This window comes from Paenibacillus sp. PL91 (genome assembly GCF_012935325.2).
Classification (GTDB): domain Bacteria; phylum Bacillota; class Bacilli; order Paenibacillales; family Paenibacillaceae; genus Pristimantibacillus.
The window spans coordinates 116347-137803 of sequence record NZ_JABBYG020000015.1; the positions used below are offsets into that span (position 1 = coordinate 116347).

At 48.8% G+C, this 21457-nt stretch carries 26 protein-coding genes; 24 read left to right on the plus strand and 2 right to left on the minus strand.

The window, feature by feature from the left end; genetic code table 11:
- Positions 1-40 precede the first annotated feature (40 nt).
- Complete coding sequence (locus HI950_RS26630; RefSeq protein WP_169089466.1) at positions 41-1783, minus strand: sensor histidine kinase; 1743 nt, start codon at positions 1781-1783, stop codon at positions 41-43.
- A complete protein-coding gene (locus HI950_RS26635) occupies positions 1780-2535 on the minus strand; it encodes a response regulator transcription factor (RefSeq protein WP_169089468.1) in 756 nt (251 codons plus the stop codon). Before HI950_RS26635 ends, HI950_RS26630 begins: the two co-directional genes overlap by 4 nt.
- A 215-nt stretch (positions 2536-2750) precedes the next feature.
- On the opposite strand from HI950_RS26635, the gene HI950_RS26640 reads away from it, so the two are divergent.
- The 24 genes from HI950_RS26640 to HI950_RS26755 all read left to right on the plus strand — a co-directional run bounded on the left by HI950_RS26640 (position 2751) and on the right by HI950_RS26755 (position 21410).
- The gene (locus HI950_RS26640; RefSeq protein ID WP_223285515.1) at positions 2751-3818 is read left to right on the plus strand and encodes a peptidoglycan DD-metalloendopeptidase family protein; all 1068 of its coding nucleotides are present in this window, start codon (positions 2751-2753) and stop codon (positions 3816-3818) included.
- A 276-nt stretch (positions 3819-4094) separates the two neighbouring features.
- Positions 4095-4796 (plus strand): hypothetical protein, encoded by a 702-nt coding sequence (locus tag HI950_RS26645; RefSeq protein ID WP_187768170.1) that lies wholly within the window; start codon positions 4095-4097, stop codon positions 4794-4796.
- Positions 4797-5062: 266 nt separating this feature from the next.
- On the plus strand, positions 5063-6319 hold the full coding sequence (locus tag HI950_RS26650) for an outer membrane lipoprotein-sorting protein (protein ID WP_169089472.1): 1257 nt from the start codon (positions 5063-5065) through the stop codon (positions 6317-6319).
- Positions 6320-6467: 148 nt separating this feature from the next.
- Entirely contained in the window at positions 6468-7661 is a 1194-nt protein-coding gene (gene alr / locus HI950_RS26655; protein ID WP_169089474.1) for an alanine racemase, read from the plus strand.
- 220 nt (positions 7662-7881) lie between these two features.
- Positions 7882-8163, plus strand: coding sequence for a CopG family ribbon-helix-helix protein (locus HI950_RS26660; RefSeq protein WP_028609437.1), 282 nt, complete (start codon positions 7882-7884; stop codon positions 8161-8163).
- Positions 8164-8166: 3 nt separating this feature from the next.
- The gene (locus HI950_RS26665) at positions 8167-8517 is read left to right on the plus strand and encodes a type II toxin-antitoxin system PemK/MazF family toxin (RefSeq protein ID WP_028609438.1); all 351 of its coding nucleotides are present in this window, start codon (positions 8167-8169) and stop codon (positions 8515-8517) included.
- Positions 8518-8764: 247 nt separating this feature from the next.
- Positions 8765-9490: an SAF domain-containing protein gene (locus tag HI950_RS26670; protein ID WP_169089476.1), complete on the plus strand. Its 726-nt coding sequence runs from the start codon at positions 8765-8767 to the stop codon at positions 9488-9490.
- Entirely contained in the window at positions 9487-10335 is an 849-nt protein-coding gene (locus HI950_RS26675) for a CpaE/TadZ family protein (protein WP_169089478.1), read from the plus strand. Before HI950_RS26670 ends, HI950_RS26675 begins: the two co-directional genes overlap by 4 nt.
- Complete coding sequence (locus HI950_RS26680) at positions 10332-11705, plus strand: ATPase, T2SS/T4P/T4SS family (RefSeq protein ID WP_317618450.1); 1374 nt, start codon at positions 10332-10334, stop codon at positions 11703-11705. Before HI950_RS26675 ends, HI950_RS26680 begins: the two co-directional genes overlap by 4 nt.
- A complete protein-coding gene (locus HI950_RS26685; RefSeq protein WP_169089480.1) occupies positions 11698-12633 on the plus strand; it encodes a type II secretion system F family protein in 936 nt (311 codons plus the stop codon). The genes HI950_RS26680 and HI950_RS26685 overlap by 8 nt, the downstream gene beginning before the upstream one ends.
- A gap of 13 nt (positions 12634-12646) precedes the next feature.
- The gene (locus HI950_RS26690; protein ID WP_169089482.1) at positions 12647-13537 is read left to right on the plus strand and encodes a hypothetical protein; all 891 of its coding nucleotides are present in this window, start codon (positions 12647-12649) and stop codon (positions 13535-13537) included.
- A gap of 35 nt (positions 13538-13572) precedes the next feature.
- Complete coding sequence (locus HI950_RS26695) at positions 13573-13722, plus strand: hypothetical protein (RefSeq protein ID WP_169089484.1); 150 nt, start codon at positions 13573-13575, stop codon at positions 13720-13722.
- Between the two features lie 40 nt (positions 13723-13762).
- A complete protein-coding gene (locus HI950_RS26700; RefSeq protein WP_169089486.1) occupies positions 13763-13909 on the plus strand; it encodes a hypothetical protein in 147 nt (48 codons plus the stop codon).
- Entirely contained in the window at positions 13906-14331 is a 426-nt protein-coding gene (locus tag HI950_RS26705; RefSeq protein ID WP_169089488.1) for a hypothetical protein, read from the plus strand. Before HI950_RS26700 ends, HI950_RS26705 begins: the two co-directional genes overlap by 4 nt.
- Before the next feature lie 21 nt (positions 14332-14352).
- Positions 14353-14838, plus strand: a complete 486-nt coding sequence (locus HI950_RS26710; protein ID WP_169089490.1) for a hypothetical protein — start codon at positions 14353-14355, stop codon at positions 14836-14838.
- A gap of 52 nt (positions 14839-14890) precedes the next feature.
- On the plus strand, positions 14891-16123 hold the full coding sequence (locus HI950_RS26715) for a M24 family metallopeptidase (RefSeq protein ID WP_223285516.1): 1233 nt from the start codon (positions 14891-14893) through the stop codon (positions 16121-16123).
- A 23-nt stretch (positions 16124-16146) separates the two neighbouring features.
- Positions 16147-16626, plus strand: a complete 480-nt coding sequence (locus HI950_RS26720) for a PH domain-containing protein (RefSeq protein WP_169089492.1) — start codon at positions 16147-16149, stop codon at positions 16624-16626.
- Positions 16619-18154, plus strand: coding sequence for a PH domain-containing protein (locus tag HI950_RS26725; RefSeq protein ID WP_169089494.1), 1536 nt, complete (start codon positions 16619-16621; stop codon positions 18152-18154). The genes HI950_RS26720 and HI950_RS26725 overlap by 8 nt, the downstream gene beginning before the upstream one ends.
- Positions 18155-18301: 147 nt before the next feature.
- Complete coding sequence (gene sigY / locus HI950_RS26730) at positions 18302-18835, plus strand: RNA polymerase sigma factor SigY (protein WP_169089497.1); 534 nt, start codon at positions 18302-18304, stop codon at positions 18833-18835.
- Complete coding sequence (locus tag HI950_RS26735; protein ID WP_169089499.1) at positions 18822-19160, plus strand: YxlC family protein; 339 nt, start codon at positions 18822-18824, stop codon at positions 19158-19160. The genes sigY and HI950_RS26735 overlap by 14 nt, the downstream gene beginning before the upstream one ends.
- Positions 19148-19369, plus strand: a complete 222-nt coding sequence (locus HI950_RS26740; protein WP_169089501.1) for a sigmaY antisigma factor component — start codon at positions 19148-19150, stop codon at positions 19367-19369. Before HI950_RS26735 ends, HI950_RS26740 begins: the two co-directional genes overlap by 13 nt.
- 39 nt (positions 19370-19408) lie before the next feature.
- On the plus strand, positions 19409-19618 hold the full coding sequence (locus tag HI950_RS26745; protein WP_169089503.1) for a PLD nuclease N-terminal domain-containing protein: 210 nt from the start codon (positions 19409-19411) through the stop codon (positions 19616-19618).
- Positions 19615-20568, plus strand: coding sequence for an ABC transporter ATP-binding protein (locus HI950_RS26750; protein ID WP_317618451.1), 954 nt, complete (start codon positions 19615-19617; stop codon positions 20566-20568). The genes HI950_RS26745 and HI950_RS26750 overlap by 4 nt, the downstream gene beginning before the upstream one ends.
- Positions 20565-21410 carry an ABC transporter permease gene (locus HI950_RS26755; protein WP_169089505.1) on the plus strand — a complete coding sequence of 282 codons (846 nt, stop codon included), beginning with the start codon at positions 20565-20567 and terminating at the stop codon, positions 21408-21410. Before HI950_RS26750 ends, HI950_RS26755 begins: the two co-directional genes overlap by 4 nt.
- The last annotated feature ends 47 nt before the right edge of the window (positions 21411-21457 follow it).

A 21457-nucleotide genomic window follows, 5' to 3' on the forward strand; every position in this document is an offset into this window, starting at 1 on the left:
CCTCATTTTTTCATAGATAATGTCCATTCCGTTATTCTGTTTAATGCCAAATTAATCGGATGATGGTGCCTCTCCCCAAGGCTGTCTCTACAGTGATTCGACCGCCCATAGACTCGATCAGCCCTTTGGATACGGCCATGCCAAGTCCAGTCCCATTAGGCGTTGAGGAAGTATCCGTACCTCGATAGTATCGCTCGAAAAGCTTATTTAATGTATCCTCATCCATTCCAGTACCGTTATCCGCAAATTGTATCGTTAATCCCTCATCTGCCAAAATACTGACGGTGAGCACCGTATCCGATGGGTTGTGAAGCAAGGAGTTGGCCGTCAAGTTGTTGACCACCCGCTCTAGCCATGGGGTGTATAAGTTAACGACCACTGCTCTCTGCGATTCGTAAAACACTATTCGATCTACGCCAAACTCGGGATTGGCTGCTGCTTTCTCAAGCGCTCCCCGCAGCCAGCTGTTTAAGTCAACCTCCTCTGCCTCAGGCGGACGGACGCCGGTTTTCAATCGATATGTCATCGCAAGATCACTGATCAGAACATCCATATGTGCTGATTTGTCGAGCATGCTGCTGGAAAATTTGCGCACCTCCTCCACCGACCATTCATATTTAGGCTCCGCTAACAAATGCGCGTAGCCTGTAATAGATGACAACGGCGTTTTCAAATCATGCGTAATTCCGGCAATCCACTCCTCACGCAAACTATCGGTCTGATGCCGCAAGGCTTGGTCGCGCTGTAAGGTGTCTGATAGCTGATCGATCGAATGCATAACCTCTGCAAAGACGCGGTAACGGCGACGCCACTTGCCCAAGTGCGTTCGGCTGTGGCGGACGCCTTTGTGATCAGCAGGCTCTTTGTATTCGCCTTTGCCCAGCGTATCGAGCCAAGTCAGCATATGAAGCATCGGCACGCCGAAACGATGCGCATTCCATAGAGATAGCAGCAGGAATAAGACTAGAATGGCTGTGAACATGGCGATTATGCCGATTAGCACCACTTTTGCTTCTTCTGGAACAAGCAGGTTATTTCCTCCAGTGCTGCTTCTGGCATTAGGCAGTCCGACTACCCATGTATGGCCGGTCTTATCCTCATAGGAGGAAGCGAAATGGTAACCGTATCTCTCATTGTATAACGTACGGAGTGAAAGCTCTTGAAGCGTATAGTTAGCCGGAATGGATTCAGGCCTGTTATAGGAAGCAAGCTCATTGCCGGCTGAGTCAAGCAATTGAACGAAGCCGCCAAGCAGCTCGATTTGCGCCATTGTTTCGCCTGAAAGCAGCAGCTTGCCGCCTGAGGATAATTTTCCGCTGATGCTGGCTTCGTTTAATAAAGGGTCGATTTGGTTTGGGGCACCGTATAACAGCGTGTAACGCTTGCTGCCCTTGTCTTGAATCCACAAATAAAGATGATAAGGATATGGCTTTTCACCTTTCCAGTATGCAATCAGCTCGCCTGGATTATATCGCAGAGGAACGTCTTTGGGTGTATTGTATGATTGCTCGACTTGGCCATTTTCGTCCAAGCTTTGCAGCCATCCATCGTTTTTCTTTACCTGCTCGAGCAGATGCGGATCGAATCGTATGCCATTTTGGCCAAGCTCGGACGATTCTACGAGCCGAGCCAGTCCAACCGAGGCGAAATCATGGGAAACGCTAATATCGGCAAAGCGTTTAACGACCCAGAGGACCGTTATGGCTGCAATCAGAAGGACAACCAAGCCGGCGATTGCGAGCTGGAGGACAAACCGCATCGTTAGCTGGCGTTTTATGTTCATGATGAATGGGTTCTCCTTGCTTCGTTTTGGATGAGCTTGTAGCCAAGTCCTCTCACATTGACGATATAGCGCGGATTCGATGGGTCCGGTTCGATCCGTTCCCTAATGCGGTGAATATGGACCATAACGGTATTGTCATCATGGAGCGATTCCTCGCCCCATACGCATTCATACAGCTCGCTTTTGCTGAAGATGCGATTTGGATTTTTGCACAAGAAGAGCAGCAATTGAAATACGAGTGCAGGGCAGGATACCGATTTTTGCTCGACCGTCAGCTCTCCTGCCGCTTCATCGACCTGAAACCGTCCATAGTCGTATACAGCAGATGCCCTGCCTGAGAGTCTCTCTGGCTCTGCTTCACTGGCTAGCAGGCTTGCGGAAGCAAGGTAACGGCGCAGATGAGAGCGGATGCGTGCGACGACCTCAAGCGGGTTGAATGGTTTTGTTATGTAATCATCACCGCCTACAGCGAAGCCGGTCAGCTTATCGAAATCGGTCGTTCGAGCGGTTAGAAATAAGATAGGGGCATTCGTCGTTTGTCGGAGAAAAGGACAGATGTCGATTCCGCTGCGTCCAGGCAGAAGGACATCCAATTCGATCAAATCATAGGTTTTAGCTTCGCAGGCTGCAATAGCCGCTTCTCCCGTGATGGCGGTATCCACATTCGTATACTCCTCCTTGTGGAGTACTGTCATCAGAAGCTCTAGAATGGATTGCTCATCGTCGACAAGCAAAATAGCCGCGTCGTTCATTCTTTCATTCCCTTCGTCAAAATCGTCATTTAATCCATCATAGCATGAAATTTTTTGACATAAACCAAACGTTGTCTTAACGGAAGCTTAATTCGTTCGCTGCTTTGGCGGATGAAAGTTAAGGATCAAGTAATCGAGCGTTTCGTTAAGCATAAGACTTCGTTGTTAAAATGAGGGAGACCAAATTGATTTTGAAAGAAAGCGGGGAAGTATCAATGAATAAAGCTCAGAGCAAAACGTTTAACGGGCTCACTACCTTTGGCAAAACGGCAATGGCAGCAGGTGTACTGGCTGTTCTCCTTACAGCTTGTGGAGGTGGGAATAACACGGCGACAAACAACAGTGATAGGGCCGGCAGTCCGGCTGCTGCGAATGCGGAAGCCACGGCAGATCCTGCAGGTACAGCGGAGGGAGTGGAAGATGTGTTGAAGCCGGAGGATCTGCCTCAAGCGCTGCTTGACGGCAAATATGACGCCATTTATAGCCGGATGAGCGCAGAATTCCAGAAACAATTGACTAAAGCGGAATTCTCGACCAGTGCGAAGGAATTTGTGAAGGGGATCGAGTCATTCAACGAGGCATCTGTCCTGCAGCATAATGGCGGCAAAATGCGAAATTGGGTTAGCGATACCAAAGAAAAGGGCCTTTCGGCTGTATTTAGTGACGAAGGAGTAATCATGGGGCTGCAAATCAAGGCGCTTGCCTATTGGCCGGAAACGGATGAGAAAAAGACAAAAGTTGTTTACGATTGGCCGCTCCGTGGCGATTGGTTTGTTTATTGGGGAGGAGAGAATGCTCTTATTAACTACCACTATGATCATGAGAGCCAGCGGTATGCCTACGACATCGTACAGAGCAAGGATGGATATTCCTACAAAGGCGATCCGCTAAAAAATGAAAGCTATTATGCCTTCGGTCAACCTGTGCTTGCGCCAGCAGATGGGAAAGTTGTCTCCGTCGTGAACGATATTCCAGATAACGAGCCCGTCGGCGTTATGAATGAGAAAGCGCCAGCCGGCAATGTAGTCGTTATTGATCATGGCAACGGCGAATACAGCTATCTGGCTCATATGAAAAAAGGCTCCATCATAGTAAAAGCAGGCGATCAGGTCAAGCGCGGAGATGAGATGGGCAAGCTCGGCAATTCAGGCAACTCGAGCGAGGCGCATCTTCATTTTCAGGTGTCCGATGGCGCGCATTTATTTGAGTCCCGGTCAATAAATATTAACTGGAAGGACGGAATCAAGCCTATACAGGGCGAGACGATAACGTCTGCCGAGTAGAAATCGCAATTGAATTGCCACATATCCTCACAGCAATCTATTAAAAAGAGCCGTTTCTAAGCGGCTTTTTTTTGCTGGATAGCATGAATTCTCATCACCATGATCTGAAAAAAAGCACCTAGCTTGTCATGCTTGTCAAACTAGTCCGCATAAATGATCCTTATAGAAATTAGTGCAAAAGTACTTATTTCCAAACTTTTTCCTGAAAAAGTATTAAGTATGACCTTTAATGTGTCGATATCATGTTTGAAAATTATATCCTCCGATCCCAGGTGGATGAAAGCAACAATAAATAGAGACGTGGAGGAAATTATTTTGAAAAAGCTGTTTGTTATCGTTCTTACCGTATTTGCCGTTATTGTTACAGGATGCTCCCAAAACCAAAATGATTCAGCCAATGAACCTACTGAAGCTGTCGACACTACCGCTACTCCTGAGGCTGCGGCTGACACAAAGGCTTCTCCTACTCCGGAAAACTCGGCGGAAGAAACTGCGACGCCAGAAGGAACAATCGCGCTCAAAGAGCAAAGCGTTATGTCCGGCCTTGCTACGATCCGCATTCCTGAACAATTCGTCATCATGTCCGACGACATGAAGCAAATCAAATATCCTACCGGAAACGCTCCGAAAGAAGTCTTTACGAATGAAGAAGGCAACATTAACGTTGCTTTGAGCGAGACGGGCAGTCCGTTGAAAGAAGAAGAGCTTGAAGCGTTTAAGGATCAGATGGTCGCGACGTATCAACCAATCGCAACAGAGTGGATGGAGGATGGCATTGCTGACATTAATGGAAAGAAAGCAGGGTATCTCTCTTTTGTAGTTACAGTTGAAGGAGATAACGCTAGTGTTTACAATTATATGGTATTTACCGTCGTTGACGACCAGTTGATCATCGTTAGCTTCAACTGCTTGCAGGAGCAATTAGACGAATGGAAGGCTACAGGCGACGAGATCATCCAATCTTTTAAAATAGCTTAATCTAAAACTAAAGGGGCTGTCTAAAAAGTAGATTTATCTATTTTTTAGACAGCCCCATTCTATTTTAAATACTACCTTCAAGATGCACTCCGGCCCGTATGGTACGATGTACAAATTCCGCGACGTACGCAGTCTCTCGGCTCTAAAGTATGCTTGAGTGAAAATTAAAAATTTGGTCAAGCACATGCCAGTCCGCATAATTGGTCAAGTCCCCTCATAGACATGTTATCAGCCAGTAAAAAACAATGTGCAGAGGGGATGATTACATGCGTCGCATGACATGGACCGCGGCAATATTATTATGTTTTTCATTAGTATTAGCTGCTTGCGGAACGAAGGACGCCGAGTCCGTGGTTAAGGAGCTCGACAAGGTAGTAAACAGCATGGAGAGCTATCAAGGAAGCGGTACGATGACGCTGCGTACAGGACAGCAGCCACTTGAGTATAAAGTGGAGGTTTCCTATCAAAAGCCGCAATACTATCGGATCAAGCTGACGAACGAAGAGAAGGATATTACACAAATTGTGCTTCGCAATGACGACGGCGTATTCGTACTCACTCCGAAGCTGAATAAAGTGTTCCGCTTCCAAAGCGACTGGCCGCAAAATCAAGGGCAAGTCTACTTATACCAAACGCTCATTCAGAGCATTCTAGTGGATAATTCACGTCAGTTTGTTATTGATGACGATGCTTACGTATTTGATGTAATGGCAAATTATAATAACGGCTCCCTGGCCCGCCAAAAAATTTGGCTGAATAAATCGGATTACAAGCCGGTTCAGGTGGAAGTCAGCGATACAAACGCAGCGGTTATGGTTGAGGTGAAGTTTGACAAGTTTGACTTCGGCCCCAAATTTGACAAGGCTGTATTCGAAACAGAGGCAAATATGAATGCTGCTCCTTCCAGCCAAACGACGGAAGAGCCGACGATGACGACGCCTGAGGAAGATGGAAATGCTGCATCAGGCAATAGCAATGCAACAGATACTACGAATGGCAATACGAGTGTAGATGCAAATGAGGATGCAGCAGCACCTGATAACGAAGGGAATCAAAGCGGCAATGCGACAGAAGAAGACTCTGCAGTAGACGGAAATGACCAAACGAACGACAGCGGCAACGCGGCCAACGCGGCTGAAAATGAAGGAGACGATGCAGCAACCGGGGCAAAACCGGAAGAGGAAGCAGATTTCACTGCTATGACTCCTTCGTACACACCTGATGGCGTATCGGAACCAGAATTAGTCGATATCGTATTTGGCGGCAATCCAGGCTTAATGAGCCGTTACACAGGCGATTACAGCTATACGCTTATTCAAACGGAGCCAAAAGATGTGGCAACATCGTACGTGCCAGGACTGCTGGTTGATCTCGGATTTACGATGGGGCAGCTGAGCGGCGATGAGCAGCAAACGCTCATTTGGACATACGAGGGTCATCAATTCCGGCTTACAAGCGCCAATCTGCCTGAAACCGAAATGATAAAGATCGCGCAGTCGGTTCAGGGTGAAATCGGGAAATAAAGCTGGGAAACAGCAGAATTTCCAAGACGTACTAGCCATTTCCGGGGTTCGTTTCATTGACAGTCGCAGCAGCAACGTATAACATTATTGCTATTGATGTTTGCTGCTCGGACTGTTATGGCTGCCAGATGAGGAGAAGGTGAAAGGCTTGGAATCGTTTTATCGCCCGACCAGGGTTGAACTATCATTAGATGCTTTAAGACATAATTTACAAGCTTTCCGCAATGCTCTCCCGGAGGGATGCAAGCTAATGGCTTCGGTCAAGGCGAATGCTTACGGGCATGGCGCGGTCGAAGTGGCGCGTGAAGCGGAACGCTTTGGCGTAGATTATTTTGGAGTTGCTTTTCTTGATGAAGCATTGCAATTACGGAAGGCAGGCATCCAAACCCCGATTCTTGTGCTTGGTTTCGTGGCTGCGGATGCCTTGTCTGTTGCAAGAGATCACAATGTTACGATCAGTTTATTTAGAGAAGATGTTTTAGAGGCTGCTGCTATGCTTCCCGCTGATAGCAGCGGACGAAAGCTTAAGGTACACATCAAGATCGATTCCGGCATGGGACGTCTTGGCGTGATCGGTAAGGCTGCCGCAGTGTCCTTTATTGAGAGGGCCCTGCAGGTTCCGCAGCTTGAGGTTGAAGGGATGTTTACGCACTACGCTCGCGCAGACGAAGCTGACAAGGAGTATACGAAGCTTCAATATGACAGATTTCGTGAAGTGGCTGAATATGTTGAGCAGCAAGGCTTGCCTATCCCTATTATTCATGCGGCCAATAGTGCTGCGGGTATAGATACGCCGCACTTTGCTGGAGGCATGCTGCGGCTCGGAATAAGCATGTACGGACTATTGCCTTCAGACGAGGTTAATAAGCAGCGCATCGAGCTTGAGCCTGTTATGTCGCTGAAGACGGAAGTCGTTATGGCAAAAACAGCGCCTGCGGGCTGGGGAATCAGCTATGGCACGCGTTATGTAACTAAAGGCGAAGAGCGTATCGGTACGCTTCCGATTGGATATGCAGACGGTTTCAGCCGCATGCTGTCAGGCAAGGCGCACGCGCTTGTGCGCGGCGTGAAAGTACCGGTTCTTGGCACCATTTGTATGGACCAATGCATGATTGCGCTTGATCCTGCTGTTTCGCAAGCGGTACCTTTGCCGGTTGGGCAGGGCGAGGAGGTTGTGCTTATTGGTCGACAAGGCGATGCGGTTATAACGGTAGAAGAAGTGGCACAGCAGCTTGGCACGATCAACTATGAAGTCATTTGCATGCTTGCTGTACGATTGCCTCGGGTATATGTACGCGGTCGCCAAATTATGGCAATTTATAACCCTTTATTGCAAGCTTAAATCGAATTAGCAAAATCTTCATCTGCATTCTTTCGTAAAAGAAGAGGATTTTCGCCAAATCTCACGAATGTAGTAAGTTAGATCATCTATAAGGACTATACATGAAAACATACAGCATATTTGATATACGACGATCATAGATATGTTGAAGTATAGCGACGGCAATATAATGTCATAATGAGTAATATGGTTTTGGAAAAGTTTTGGGGGTGCGAGTTCGGTGGCCAATGTACAAAATACCAAAAGAATCATGATTAGCCTGCCAGATCATTTGCTGGAGGAGGTTGACGGGATTGTTGCCAAGGAAAACTCCAACCGCAGCGAATTTATTCGGCAAGCCATGAAGCTGTATTTGGTGGAGCGCAAAAAACGTCAAATTCGAGAATCCATGCAGCGCGGGTATATGGAAATGGCGAAAATAAACCTGAACATGGCCTCGGAAGCTTTTCAAGCGGAGGAAGAAGCAGATCATACGTTAGGCCGTCTCGTTAGCGGGGTGTAGAGGTTGATTGTAAAACGCGGAGATGTGTTTTTTGCGGATTTATCGCCAGTCGTCGGATCGGAGCAGGGCGGTGTTCGCCCCGTACTGGTCATTCAGAATGATATTGGTAATCGCTTCAGCCCTACGGTCATCGTAGCTGCAATCACCGCTCAAATTCAGAAGGCAAAGCTGCCAACTCACGTTGAGATGGATGCTGCTGCTCATGGTTTTGATCGTGATTCAGTTGTACTCCTTGAGCAGATTCGAACAATTGACAAGCAGCGCCTCACCGACAAAATTACACATTTGGATGATGAAACGATGCGTAAGGTTGACGATGCTTTATTGATTAGCGTTGGATTAATTGATTTTTAGTAAAAGCGAGCTATTTAGCGTCTAAAAGAGGATTCCTCTTGCTGAATGGCTTTTTTTGTCGACTTTAGTTGGATTTTGATAAATTCAGGAAAAAAATGATAGACAAATGAAAGTTTAATTTGCTATTATGAACTCAATTACTTATTGCTAACTTATAAATGAGCTTTATTATGCGAAGAACGCACGCGGTACGCCTTAGATGGCTGCCGGTGCGTTCTTTTTTTTTTATGCTCAGAGAGGAGTGGAGATGAAAAGGAGACGGAATGCGATCATCAGCTTAACGGCAGCGGTGCTCTCGGCAAGCCTGGTTTATGGCATGTATGAGTTGCAGCGAATTCAAATCAAGAAGGAGGAGACGGTTGCCGTACTTGTTCCGAAACGGTTTATTGGAGCGGGCGAGCGACTTAAGGAAAGCGATCTGGAGTATCAAATGGTTCCTCAAGGCGCTTTTGTCTCCGATATGGTCGTCAAGCTGGAGCATGCTGCAGGGAAGGAAGCGGTGATCCCATTAGGCAAGGGGGAGCCGTTATTGATTTGGAAGGTCGACGATTATTATTTGCAGCCCAAGCGCTTCGAATCGACCTTTCAAATTCCGAAGGAGTATATCCGCTCGATTTCGAACGGAATTAGAGCGGGCGATAAGGTGCTGCTGTATGCATCGGGAGAGTCTTCTCCCTCTATACGCCTCTACCCAGAAGCAGTCACGGTAGCCTCGGTGAAGACATCTGGCAACGTGGAGATCGATAATATGGACAATCCGAATTTATTTTCGCTGGCTGAGGGTAACAAGGAGCAAATGTATGCTTCAAGGCGGGAAGCGAACGGGATGATCGATTACATAAACGTAAACTTAACGGAGGAGCAATGGCTTAGGCTGGATAGCTTATGCAAGAGCGGCGAATTGAAGCTCGTTGTCGCTTATAGTCCTTTGTCGCTTGAGCTGCTTGCAGGCGGGGAGGCTGATAGGTCGTGAACGGAGCTTTGGCGCCACTAGCCGTTTTTATTGGAACAACGCCCAATATAGGAACGACGACAGCGGCGTTTGCTGCAGCTTACCGAATTGCGGAAGAAAGCGGCAAGCCTATCGGATATTTATGCCTCAATCTCAAGAGCGCGAAGATCCACCGCTATATAGGCGTAGACGAGCCGACGATTACGCTGGACAAGCTTCGTCCGGAGCTGCGCTCGTTTACGCTGACGCCGGAGAAGCTGCGTCGAGCTGCTTATCCGGTACCCGGCCAGCCTAATCTGCAGGTGCTGTTCGGCAACCTCATGAGGGATCAGGCCGAGTATTTCACGCCAGAGGAGGCAGAGCATCTGCTGACGATTGCAGAGCAGGCCTTCGCGCTTATTGTTCTGGACGTAGGCGCATATTGGGACAATGCAGCTACGATTTGCTCCATCAGGAGAGCAAGCTCGCGAATTCTCGTTACAACGCCTGCCCTTTCGCATTTTCAAGAGGACGGCAAGCGATGGATTGGTCAGGTATCGCCTTTATTCGGGGTTTCCCCCGAGCATTATGAATCAGTCATCATCAACGGTCCTTGGAGAAATGGAGGTTATCAGATGAAGCATATATGCAAAGAGCTCGGTACTTCGGCACTTGGTCAACTTAAATTAAGCGAGCCGGTTTTTAGCCAATTGGATAATGGCACCTATGCGCAGTGGCTGAAGGAAGATACGGAAGGGAAGCAAACGATGCGAGAGCCAGCCAAATTAATGATGCTGAGGCATGGGATTCGCGGTAAGGTGAATTCGATTTCCGTTCAGCCGTGGTATCGGAAGCTGCTTGCGCATCGCAACGGTACAAGCTCGTGAGCGCGCAGCAAAATCGTTTTTCGCCATCCGAATTTGCAGCACAAATGCAATCGGAGAAAGAGAGCCTTGAGGCAGCGTCGGAGCCTTCTTACCTGACAGCTGACGCACAAGGGGAGTTTGCGAGGCTAGCTGATGATATCAGAACCTATTTAAGCGCGCCCCAGGGACTGGGCGAGGAAGAGCGCAGGCTATACAGCGAGACGTTAAATCGTGCCGTGCTTGGCTATCCGCAAGAGCGCGAGCAGGTTCTGGCGGTCATTACGGATCGTTTGATCAGACTGCGCATGCATGGGGCAGTAAACGTACAGCATCCCTATCAATCGCTAGCCGAAGCATTGTTTGCAGAAGTCATAGGTCTGAGCGTGCTTGAACTTGTACTTGCCGATAAGGCGGAGCTTGAGGAAATACAGGTTGTCGGCGAGCGTATCTTCATCGTTAAGAATGGTTTAACGACTCCATCCCCCTACCGCTTTGACAGCATTCGTGAGGTAGAGCGCATTCAGCAAAATTTGGTTCTCTACAATAATGACCGCATTAATCCGCGCAAGCGATGGGCGGAGGTCATGCTGCAGGACGGCTCTCGGGTGACGATGACAGGCTTTGGCTTTACAGCGAGCCCGACCTTGACGATTCGCTTCTACACCGTACGCAGCTTTAGTCTGGAGACGCTTTGCAGGCCTGCTTACAGGACCCTGAATACGCGGGTACAGCAGCTACTCAGAGCGATACTAGCCGCAAGATTTAATCTTGTAATCATTGGACCGACCAATTCCGGCAAAACAAATCTGATGAAGGCGTTAATCGCGGAGCTTCCGGATGAGGAGCGGATCATTACGATCGAGGGCCGATTCGAGATGATGCTCGGGCGTGATTTTCCAAGCAAAAATATTGTGGAATATATGGCGGACGAAGAGGATTCCTATCATCGCTCGGATCAAGCCTTTAAGCTCGCGCTCAGGCAATCGCCGCAGCGCATCATCCATGCCGAAATACGCGACGTGGATGCGAATATTTATGTTCGGGCCTGTACGCGAGGCCATTCCGGGAGCATGACGACTGTCCATGCCAATAGGCTGGAGGATGTGCCAGAGGCGATTACGGACATGTGCATGCTTGATGGCAGAGGCATGAATGCCGAGCGCCTGACGAAACGGATTACGCAGTATGTAACAGAGATAGGCATTGAAATGAGCTATCTAGGCGGACGAAGGGTAATCAGCCGTATTGGCGAGCTGTGCTGGGAAGCCGGACAAGCCTATGTGAGAGATTGGGTAAAGTTCGACGAGGAGAAGGATGACTGGCTGTATCCATTTCCTCCCTCTGCGCGGGCTAAGCTGGAACCCACTACCGGGGGCGAAATGGATGAATAATCTTTCGATAGCAGCGACGGCATGCTTGTTGTTTTGTTTGTTTTTTATTGCATCGTACAACTTGTTCCTCATTTGGTCGAAGGAGCAGCAGCTCAGAAGCAAGCTGGCGTATCGAGCGAATAGGGGCTGGCGCAAGCGGCTGACTGAACGGTTTAAACGTTATGAATGGCTGCATCAGCATTTAGCTGAGCTGCTAGAAACGCTCCATTTAAAGATAACGCCGGCTGCCTTTGCTTGCCTGTCGGGCTTGCTGCTGCTTGCGGGGATCGCATCTGGCGGCGTGTTTTTTCAAAGCGTGAAAGGAACGATATTGTTCGGTGGCGTACTGGGCTTGTTGCCCTACACGGCTCTCAGGACGATGCTCATCCATCGGCGGATGCAGACGCAAATCGATTTTTTGCCAGCGGTGGAACTTTTTTACCAGTGCTATCTCGTTACGGGCGAGCGGCAGATTCGGATTGCGCTGCAGCGCACGGTGGAGGAGAGAAGATTGCTTGGACCGATGCAATCGGTTTTTGAGCAGCTCTATCGCAATCTTTCCGTACGCGGCGACGATGAGGCGAGTCTGCGACTGCTTGCGGCATCGTTAGGCCATGTATGGGCGGACTATTTCGTTAATATTTTGCGAGTGGCGCTTGTAGAGGGAGTTCCCGTAACAGACAGCTTAAAGGAGCTTCTGACCGATATGCGCAAGGCGAGACGAGCCAATGAGCAGGAACGGAACCGATTGCTTGAAATACGGGTAGCCAACTTCTCGCCTATTCTGTTTCTCGCTTTGTTTATCGGAATCAACCTTCGGTATAACAAGGATAATTCCTATCACTACTACATCGTTGATGCAGAGGGGCGAGATATGCTGCTAAATGCGATGGTGCTCATATTTGCTTCGTTTCTGATGGGATTATGGCTCTCTCGCAAAAAAATGTGAAAGGAGAACGTGAATGACGATATGGACCGAGCAGCTGATACGCCTGGTCTTGATGGTAGGCCAGTATGTATTTGGAGCTGCGGCGATTTATGCGCTGCTGCAGCTTTTGCCGCAGCGGCCGGCTCGGTGGAAGCATCTAGCCGTATTAAGCTGGCGAACGAAGGAAGCACCGGATAAATGGCTGAGGCTGCTTCGTATTTCGAGACAGCGTTCTTCTTTTATGGAGAGAGCGCTGCTGCTCGCGGGCTGTGGGGTAACGGCGGACGCTGCATGGTATGTGATCGCAAGGCGTTCTCTGATGCTTGCTATTGGCGGGCTCATTCTTATTGCTTCGTTGTGGCATGAACGAATAAATGCCTATGTCCCCCTCAATTACTTAGGACCGGGCTTGCTAATGGTTATGCTGTTTTTGTATGTCGACTTAATATGGCTGCGATCCATCCATAAGCTGCGCGCGCTTCAGGTGACCAAAGAAATATTTTCAGTAAGCAAGCAGCTGCTTTATTTATCCGATTCCTCGCTGCACGTCCATTCGAAGCTGCTGCGCTGCATCCCATTTACAAGAACGATGCGCCATGACTTAGAGCAGCTTCTAGCTGAATGGTATCACGACGCAGGAGGCGCGCTGCAGCGGTTCAAGCAAAGGCTTGGAACGGAAGAGGGCTTAAGCTTTGTAGAGACGCTAGATGCATTGCGACTGCATGAGAGTCCGCAATACTATGAGCTGCTGCGTGTACGCATTGAGGATTATAAAGAGAAAATCGAGCTGGCTAAGGAAAGCCGTAAGGAATCGACCTCTTATTTTTTGTTTATTATCGCAGGCATACCGATTTTGTACACCTTTCAGGTGTTTATTTACCCATGGGTGAGAGAGGGGCAAAAGCTGTTTCAGTCCCTTAGCTAAACTATTGCAGTCGGCTAATGAAAGGAGGTGGTAGCATGCGCAACATTTTGATGACGGTCATGATGCTCGTTGTCGTTATCGTCCTGTTCAATACAATCATCGCCCAGGACACGACAGGAACAAAGAGCCAAATAACAACGCAAGGAACTTCGGCTAATACGCGAATCGGACAGCTAGTTCCGTAGGCTAGGCGCCTAAGTTTGCAAATATGCGGAGGTGTCCGGTATGCGCGGAATACTTGTATCGCTGCTGCTGCTTGTAACGGTGATCATTCTTTATCAAGCCGTCGCAGAAGGCGATGAGGGGATGAAGCAGCAGATCGATGGAGCGGGAAGCTCGATCAGCAGCCATATCAGAGGAATAAGCCCATGAAGCAAATACTGATATTCGTCTTGTTTGCAGGGCTTTTATGCTGGCTCATGTTTTCACCGATTTATAAGCATGTTCTGATCGTCAGGCAAGCGGTTTTGCAGCAAGAGGTCGATTATTTGCTGGAAATAGGCGCTAGCGGGAGCTTCGGCTACATAAGCGAGCAAATGCAGGAACAGTCCAGGCAGCGATTAGCCCGTTTCGGCATGCGGCCCGACGATATTGTATTTGAGCTCACTGCCACTAGCGGGCTTGCAGCGTCCAATCCGAATGCTCCTTTACTTCGAGGAACCGGCATTTCGTTAACGATGAGCTATCCGTATGAGAACTTATTTGAAATTGACCGCTTAATCGGCCTGACGCCGCCGCCATCAAATGAGCGGATGCGAGCGTCCGGAATGAAAATGAGTGAATATGTACCATAAGCGAAGGAAGCGGGTGAATCGATGTACAAGCTGCTGCTTATCGTGGTCATGATGACGGTATGGATTTCGATTCATCTGCTGCAAGTGGAGGAAGAGCTTGCCATGCGCACCTTGTTTTTAGGCAAGCACGCGGTCAATCGAGCTGCACATGCGGCAGCGCAGCAGCTTGATCCGGCGGCGTTTGGCGAAGGCTTGCTTAGGTTAGCGCCAGATGAAGCGATAGAAACGGCCGCTTTATATTTGCAACAAAATTTAAAGCTGGATGCCAGCGACGCTCCTTTGCCGGAATCATTTTTGAAGCAGCGTGTGGAGGTTGTCGTATTTGAAATCGTGAATGCGGATCAGAACTTTCCTTATACCTATCGAAACGATGCCTATGATTATGAGGTTACGCTGCAGCGGCCGGGTGTGGTCATGATCGTACATATCGTGTATCCACGAGCCTTTCAAGTGCTGGACGCCATTGAGTGGGATATAAAGGGGGCTGCGGAGCTGGTCGAAGGTTGACGGGGAACTGGAAAATTGATGTAATAAGAGGAGGGAACTTATATAGGAGCTGATGATCAAAGTGATGGACATCACACAGGACATTCCTGCTGAACTCATAAAGGAGCGAATTGTTTCTTTACAGAAAGCGATGCAGGCGGCGCAGATTGATGCGTTTCTCCTTACTCAAAATGTTGATCTATATTATTTAAGCGGGTCTATGCAAAATGGATATTTGTTTGTGCCAAGCACAGGCGAGGCTACCTTTTACGTTCGGCGCAGTGTTTCACGCGCCAGGCTGGAGACAGCGGTTCAGGTAGCAGAGCTCGGTGCTTTTCGTCTGTTTGGAGAAAGGTTGGCGCAGCATTACCCGTATTTGTTTGTTAACGGGGCTGAGCTTAGAATAGCAGCCGATCTGGATGTGCTTCCGGCGCAGCTTTATTTAAAGCTCTCCGAGCTGCTCGGCAAGGCGGGGCGCTGCGAGCTCGTAGACGGTTCAGCCATTATTCGCAATTTGCGAATGATTAAGGCGCCATGGGAAGTAAGCCGGATTGAAGCTGCGGCAGAGGTTGTGGCGGAAGCGCTGAGCGAGGCACTGAACGATTTGAAGGAAGGCATATCCGAGCTTGAGTGGATGGCGCGTGTGGAGTATGGGCTTCGCAAACGCGGACATATCGGCTTAATGCGCATGCGCGGCTATAATCAAGAGATCACGACCGGCATGGTCATCTCGGGGGCAGCGGCAGCGGTTCCTTCTTATTTTGACGGACCAGCAGGCGGCCTTGGGCTTGGCGCGTCGTCTCCGCAGAGCGTCAGCAGATCGATTATTAAACGAAATGAACCAATATTGATCGATATTGGCTGCTGCGTGGACGGCTATGTCATCGATCAGACTCGAACGGCCGTTATCGGCAAGCTATCGGATACGCTGCAGCATGCCTATGAGGTGTCGGAATCGGTTATCGCTGCCGCAGAGAAGCTGATGGTACCCGGAACGCCTTGCTCGAGTTTATACGAGGATGCTCTTGCACGCTGCGCGGCTGCGAAGCTGTCGGATCATTTTATGGGTTTTGGCGCAGATCAAGCAAAGTTTCTAGGGCATGGAATCGGACTGGAAATCGATGAATGGCCCGTGCTTGCAAAAGGCTTTCAGACGCCGCTAGTAGCGGGCATGGTCATTGCGGTAGAACCAAAATTCACTTTTCCAGGGCAAGGCGTCGTAGGCATTGAGAACAGCTATTTGATTACGGAACAAGGTGCAAGAGCACTGACTCGTTCTAAGGCGGAGCTTATCGTTCTGCCTTAGAGCTAATGGAGGAGATTCATCATATGGATCGGGAGTTAACGAAGCGGCTTCATCGTGATTATATAACCGTTTATCGCATTACCGAGCTCATTACAAACGGCATATTTTTGGCTTTGATCATCGCATATTTCACTTTGGCGATCATTTGGGATTGGACACTGATCCCCGGCTGGATCGCACTGTTCATTTTTATTATTACAGCCATACTGTTTACATGGACGTTCCCCAAAATGATGGCGACAAGATTTCAATACGAGCTGTTTGAAGATGAGATCGAAATCCAAACAGGCCTTATCTTCTTGAAAAACGTGCTTGTTCCGATGGTTCGGGTACAGCATGTCGAGCTGGAAAGCGGGCCGCTTATGCGCAAATACGATCTGGCCAGCGTATCTATTGTAACGGCCGCGACTACGCACCAAATTAAAGGCCTAAAACAAAGCGAAGCGCAGCTGTTGAAAAGGCAAATCGGTATTTTGGCTAAGGTGGATGATAAGGATGAATGAGCGCCGTACGCTTCATCCCATCTATATATTATTCGGGCTGTTGAATACAATTAAAGGCTTCATTCCTGTAATATTGATTGGATTAGTTCGAGGGAAGGATTGGGCGGGGCTGGCATGGTATTGGTACGCAGGTGCTTCCGCGCTTGCTGCTGTGATCCTGTTGTTTAGCTTTTTAGAGTGGAGGCGTTTTGGCTTTTGGCTGGAAGAGGACCGGATCATTATCCGCAAAGGCTGGTTGTTCCGAGACGAGAAGACGATTTATTATGGACGCATTCATTCCGTTAATGTGGAGCAGCCTTTTATACAAAGGATACTTAGAGTAGCACAGGTGAAGATCGAGACTCCTGGGGGCAACAAGAAAGCGGATGGTATATTGCCGGCACTCTCCCTTGAGGCAGCAAATGACATCCAACAAATGCTTAGAAGGCAAGCTACATCGAATGTCCAAGCTGCGGATGCAGGAGTAGCTGGAAGTGCTGAAGCCGAAAATATAGCTGCGGAACAGCATCTGGTAATTAAGATGAATGACAAGCCCCTCACGCAGGCGTCCTCAACTGAACCATCCACAAGCATGCCTGCTTTTACGCTAAATGCAAAACAATTGATTCAAGCAGCAGCGACCTCAATGAACTTTGGGCTTGTAGCAGCTTTCATGGTCGGTTTGTTCTCCTTGGCGGATGATCTCTTCAATCAGCTTTTGCCTGATCATTTTTTCGAAAACGTCGTTAAAGATTCGGCAGACATCATGACGAACTTTATCTTGATCTTCACTATAATCGTAGCTGGAATAGGCTTCGCATGGCTGCTCTCGATCGTATTGTATGTTTTGAAATACAGCGGCTTCTCGGTAAAGAGGGATGGCAGACAGATCTCAGTGTCCTACGGTTTGCTGGAGAAGAAAACCTTTGTGTTCGATCCGAAAAAGGTGCAGGCTGTTGTCATCAAGGAAGGACTGCTTCGCCAAGCATACGGTTATGCGGAAATCCAGCTTCAGATCGTATCATCGGATAAGAAGGAGCAGCTTATGCTTCATCCATTCCTCAAGCGTACTGCGATACAGCAGGTGCTGAACGACTTTGTTCCGCAGGTAAAGCTTCCTTCGAATACGCAGCTGGCAGGCGCTCCGAAACGCGCGCTGCTGTATTACGTTAGAATAGAGCTTCTGTTTACTTTGGTTATATGCGCCGCGTTCATTATTTTTTTGAAAGCAGCCGGTTTATGGTCACTGCTGCTCCTCCCGATTGTCCTATTGTGGAGGAAAAGCTGCTATAACGCGGCGGGAGTTAGGCTGCACGAAGGCCAGCTTACGCTTCGCAGCCGGTTTGTATCCAGAACCACCTATTTGATTCGACGTCCTCAGATTCTAGTGATGCGGGTGAATCGCACGATAGGGCAGCAGCGCAAAAAGCTGCTGACGCTCTCTGTGCATACAATGGGAAGCGTATTTGATTACAGTGTAAAGTGTCTTGATCGCAAGGATGTTGAACCGGTATGGCAATGGTACAGCCGCAGTCAGAGCAAAAAATAGAATAGATGTTGTCCTATTACAGCTGCAGAAGAGCTTATCGCTTCCGCAGTTGTTTTTTTATCAAAAAAACTTTTTTATCCCAGTGAACGAAATGTGATCGTTAGCCGTCTAAGCTATATCGAATGCATTAAAGGAGGTTGCGCGCTCGTGCAAGACGAGACGAAGCTGATTAAACAAGCGATACGAGGCGATACGCGAGCGCTCTCTGAGCTGCTGCAACAGCATTATTCTTTTTTATATCAATACGTGTTAAAGGTAACGATGAACAAAACGCGTGCGGAGGATATTACGCAGGAGACGATGCTGAAAGCTATTGAGAAAATAGCAACTTTTCAAAGCAAAGCCAAATTTTCGACTTGGCTCATTACAATCGCTTCTCGGCTTGTCGTCGATCGCATTCGCAGGAATGAGCTGGAGAAGCATTGGCTGCAATCGGAGAAGTCGCTGCACGCTATTCGCTATGAAACCTTGCAGCGTGGCGAGGAATGGCCCGAGGCGCTGCAAGCGTTAGGGGAGCTGAACAGCGGTATTCGAATCCCGGTGCTGCTTAAGTATTATTACGGCTATGCGCAGGAGGAGATCTCCTCGATGCTGGACATTCCAGTAGGAACGGTAAAATCAAGGCTGCATAACGGTTTAAAGCAGCTGCGGAAGGAGCTAACGGAGCATGAAGAAGCCTAATGAGGTTAACCACGATCAGCAGTGGTTTGACAATCAATTTAAAGAAGCCGTGACCCGTTTTGACGCCACTCATGCGCCGAACGTTCCCAATTTGCAGCAGTTAGAGGCATTCGTGGCGGGGCATAAGCAAGAGGTGAAGAGGAGGCTTTGGAAGGAGCTCCTATTGTTCTGGCTGACGGCATGTTTCATTTTTGGCGTGATGATGTGGGTAATAGACCGGAATTTGGTTTGGTTTGCTGTCCTGCAAGCCCTTGTTGCTGCGGGGGGAGTTGGATTTGTCATCATGACGTATGGTCGAAGGAAGGTACGGACATGGAGGAGCTAAAGTTAATACCCATCTGGACTTGGATACTGATCATCATTGTGCTGATCGCTCAATCGACTTGGTTATTTATTGACGCTCGCAAAAGGGACAGCATGCCTTGGCTTTGGGGCATATGGGGTTTAATCCAAACGCCGATGCCGCTTATCTTTTATTTCATATTTGTGCGAAGCGGCTGGTTCTCTCGAAATAGCGATAAGAACAAGGAGTAGCCGCGTTATGGTTTGGATAAAAAAAGGGGGATCATTTTGATGGTTAACGATCAATTTGAATTGTCGCAGATATTGCCTATTATTGCTCCGATAATTGTTATTCAATTAATTTTGGTAGTGATTGCATTGGTGTTATGCGCGAAGGCCGAGCGAACGAACGGACCTAAGTGGATGTGGGTACTGGTTATTTTATTTGTGAATATTGTTGGGCCAATTGCCTTCTTTATAGCAGGAAGGAGGAGCGAATGATGAATACATTGCTACAAGTAAAGGGATTAACGCAAACATTCGGCGACGTAAAAGCGGTAGCAGGCATCGATTTTTCAATTACTGAAGGCCACTGTGTTGCGCTGCTTGGACCTAACGGAGCAGGCAAAACGACGACTATTCGGATGATTACCGGTTTGCTTAAGCCAACCGCGGGACAGCTCGAATTTCAGGGCTCTGCCCAAGGCATCAATCATCGGGCGCTAATTGGCTACTTGCCTCAAGCCCCATCCTTCTATCCATGGATGACGGGAATCGAATACGTTGTTTATGCGGGAAGATTATGCGGCCTAACCGCGGCAGCGGCCAAAATACGCGCGAAGGAGCTGTTAGAGCGAGTCGGCATTTCCAGCGCTGCCAAGAGGCGGATAGGCTCCTACTCAGGAGGCATGAAGCAGCGTCTTGGCCTTGCACAAGCGCTCGTGCATCAGCCTAGATTGCTTGTTATGGATGAGCCGGTTTCGGCGCTTGATCCGCTTGGTCGCAGAGAGGTGCTTGAGCTGCTTCGAGAGCTGAAGCAGGAAACGACGGTGCTATTCTCTACACATGTGCTGCATGACGCGGAGGAGCTATGCGATGATGTCATTATTATTCGAAACGGGCAAGTGGCGCTGCAAGGCGCGATTGAATCTATTCGCAGCGAGCACCGCAAGCCAATCATTGAGCTTCAGCTTGAGCGTGAAGCGCAATCTGAACGATGGCTATCCTCTTATATGGCGCGTATTCTGCCTTCCGCAGGTGCTGTAAACAAGCATAGCTTATTTCAAGCTGTCCAGCTGCAAAACGGAGTAGCGCGTTTCACCGTAAACGATGTAGATGCAGCTAGGCGAAGCTTGCTGGAGGAGCTGACCAAGGATCAGGTTAAGGTGAGCAGACTGGAAGTCGGTCATACATCGCTAGAAGATCTATTTATGAAGGTGGTGACAGCATGAGTACCAACGTATGGGGACATGCACAGCTAGGTGCGGCTAAGCCGGCCTACACATCAAGCTTTGCCCGTTTTGTGGTCATGGTTCAAAAGGAGCTTCTTGAGCTTCTTCGCAGCTATAAGCTGCTTTGGGTGCCGCTTGTTTTTATATTGCTCGGCATTATGCAGCCGGTATCGACTTATTTCATGCCCGTCATACTGGAGAAAGCAGGCAGCTTGCCTGAAGGAACAGTAATCGAAATCCCGACTCCGCTTGGCTCCGAGGTGCTTGCGCAAACACTTCAGCAATTCGGGACAATCGGTGTTCTTGTACTTGTACTCGTTTGTATGGGCACGGTGTCGGGTGAGCGAAGCAGCGGCACAGCATCCCTCATTCTAGTGAAGCCGGTGTCGGTGCTATCCTTTATCGGCTCTAAATGGACAGCGATGCTTCTGCTTACATGGGGCGCTCTGATCGTTGGTTATTTCGCTGCTTGGTATTACACGGGGCTACTATTTGAAGAGGTTTCTTTTGCGAAAATGGTTGGCAGCCTTCTCATATTTGGCTTATGGCTGTCCTTTCTGGTGACGATCACGATTCTCTTCAGCGCGCTGCTCCGCAGTCCCGCAGCAGCTGCCTTCTCGGCGCTGGGCGGCGCTGTTGGACTTACGCTGCTGGCTGGCCTTTTTCCGAAGCAGCTTGGCTGGAGTCCGGGCACGTTAAGCGGCTTTGCTTCTGCATCGGTTACCACGGGGATAGCAAATACTAGTCGATTCGGCTTAGTGATTGCGCTGACCATTATCGGTATTGCAGCCGCTATCGCCTTATCCGCATGGGTGCTTCGCAGAAGCTCGGCTGTCGAATAAAAGAAAGACAACTCTATCAACTCATTCTTCGATTGGACACCGCTATT

Excerpts from the sequence above, each read along its gene's own strand:
- HI950_RS26735 (WP_169089499.1), top strand. The coding sequence starts at position 18,822 with ATGAAGAAGCCTAATGAGGTTAACCACGATCAGCAGTGGTTTGACAAT.
- HI950_RS26750 (WP_317618451.1), top strand. The coding sequence starts at position 19,615 with ATGATGAATACATTGCTACAAGTAAAGGGATTAACGCAAACATTCGGC.
- HI950_RS26695 (WP_169089484.1), top strand. The coding sequence starts at position 13,573 with ATGCGCAACATTTTGATGACGGTCATGATGCTCGTTGTCGTTATCGTC.
- HI950_RS26740 (WP_169089501.1), top strand. The coding sequence starts at position 19,148 with ATGGAGGAGCTAAAGTTAATACCCATCTGGACTTGGATACTGATCATC.
- HI950_RS26650 (WP_169089472.1), top strand. The coding sequence starts at position 5,063 with ATGCGTCGCATGACATGGACCGCGGCAATATTATTATGTTTTTCATTA.
- HI950_RS26640 (WP_223285515.1), top strand. The coding sequence starts at position 2,751 with ATGAATAAAGCTCAGAGCAAAACGTTTAACGGGCTCACTACCTTTGGC.
- HI950_RS26715 (WP_223285516.1), top strand. The coding sequence starts at position 14,891 with ATGATCAAAGTGATGGACATCACACAGGACATTCCTGCTGAACTCATA.
- HI950_RS26710 (WP_169089490.1), top strand. The coding sequence starts at position 14,353 with ATGTACAAGCTGCTGCTTATCGTGGTCATGATGACGGTATGGATTTCG.
- HI950_RS26645 (WP_187768170.1), top strand. The coding sequence starts at position 4,095 with ATGAAAGCAACAATAAATAGAGACGTGGAGGAAATTATTTTGAAAAAG.
- HI950_RS26630 (WP_169089466.1), bottom strand. The coding sequence starts at position 1,783 with ATGAACATAAAACGCCAGCTAACGATGCGGTTTGTCCTCCAGCTCGCA.
- HI950_RS26705 (WP_169089488.1), top strand. The coding sequence starts at position 13,906 with ATGAAGCAAATACTGATATTCGTCTTGTTTGCAGGGCTTTTATGCTGG.
- HI950_RS26690 (WP_169089482.1), top strand. The coding sequence starts at position 12,647 with ATGACGATATGGACCGAGCAGCTGATACGCCTGGTCTTGATGGTAGGC.
- HI950_RS26685 (WP_169089480.1), top strand. The coding sequence starts at position 11,698 with ATGAATAATCTTTCGATAGCAGCGACGGCATGCTTGTTGTTTTGTTTG.
- HI950_RS26755 (WP_169089505.1), top strand. The coding sequence starts at position 20,565 with ATGAGTACCAACGTATGGGGACATGCACAGCTAGGTGCGGCTAAGCCG.
- HI950_RS26670 (WP_169089476.1), top strand. The coding sequence starts at position 8,765 with ATGAAAAGGAGACGGAATGCGATCATCAGCTTAACGGCAGCGGTGCTC.
- HI950_RS26700 (WP_169089486.1), top strand. The coding sequence starts at position 13,763 with ATGCGCGGAATACTTGTATCGCTGCTGCTGCTTGTAACGGTGATCATT.
- HI950_RS26745 (WP_169089503.1), top strand. The coding sequence starts at position 19,409 with ATGGTTAACGATCAATTTGAATTGTCGCAGATATTGCCTATTATTGCT.
- HI950_RS26635 (WP_169089468.1), bottom strand. The coding sequence starts at position 2,535 with ATGAACGACGCGGCTATTTTGCTTGTCGACGATGAGCAATCCATTCTA.
- HI950_RS26725 (WP_169089494.1), top strand. The coding sequence starts at position 16,619 with ATGAATGAGCGCCGTACGCTTCATCCCATCTATATATTATTCGGGCTG.
- HI950_RS26720 (WP_169089492.1), top strand. The coding sequence starts at position 16,147 with ATGGATCGGGAGTTAACGAAGCGGCTTCATCGTGATTATATAACCGTT.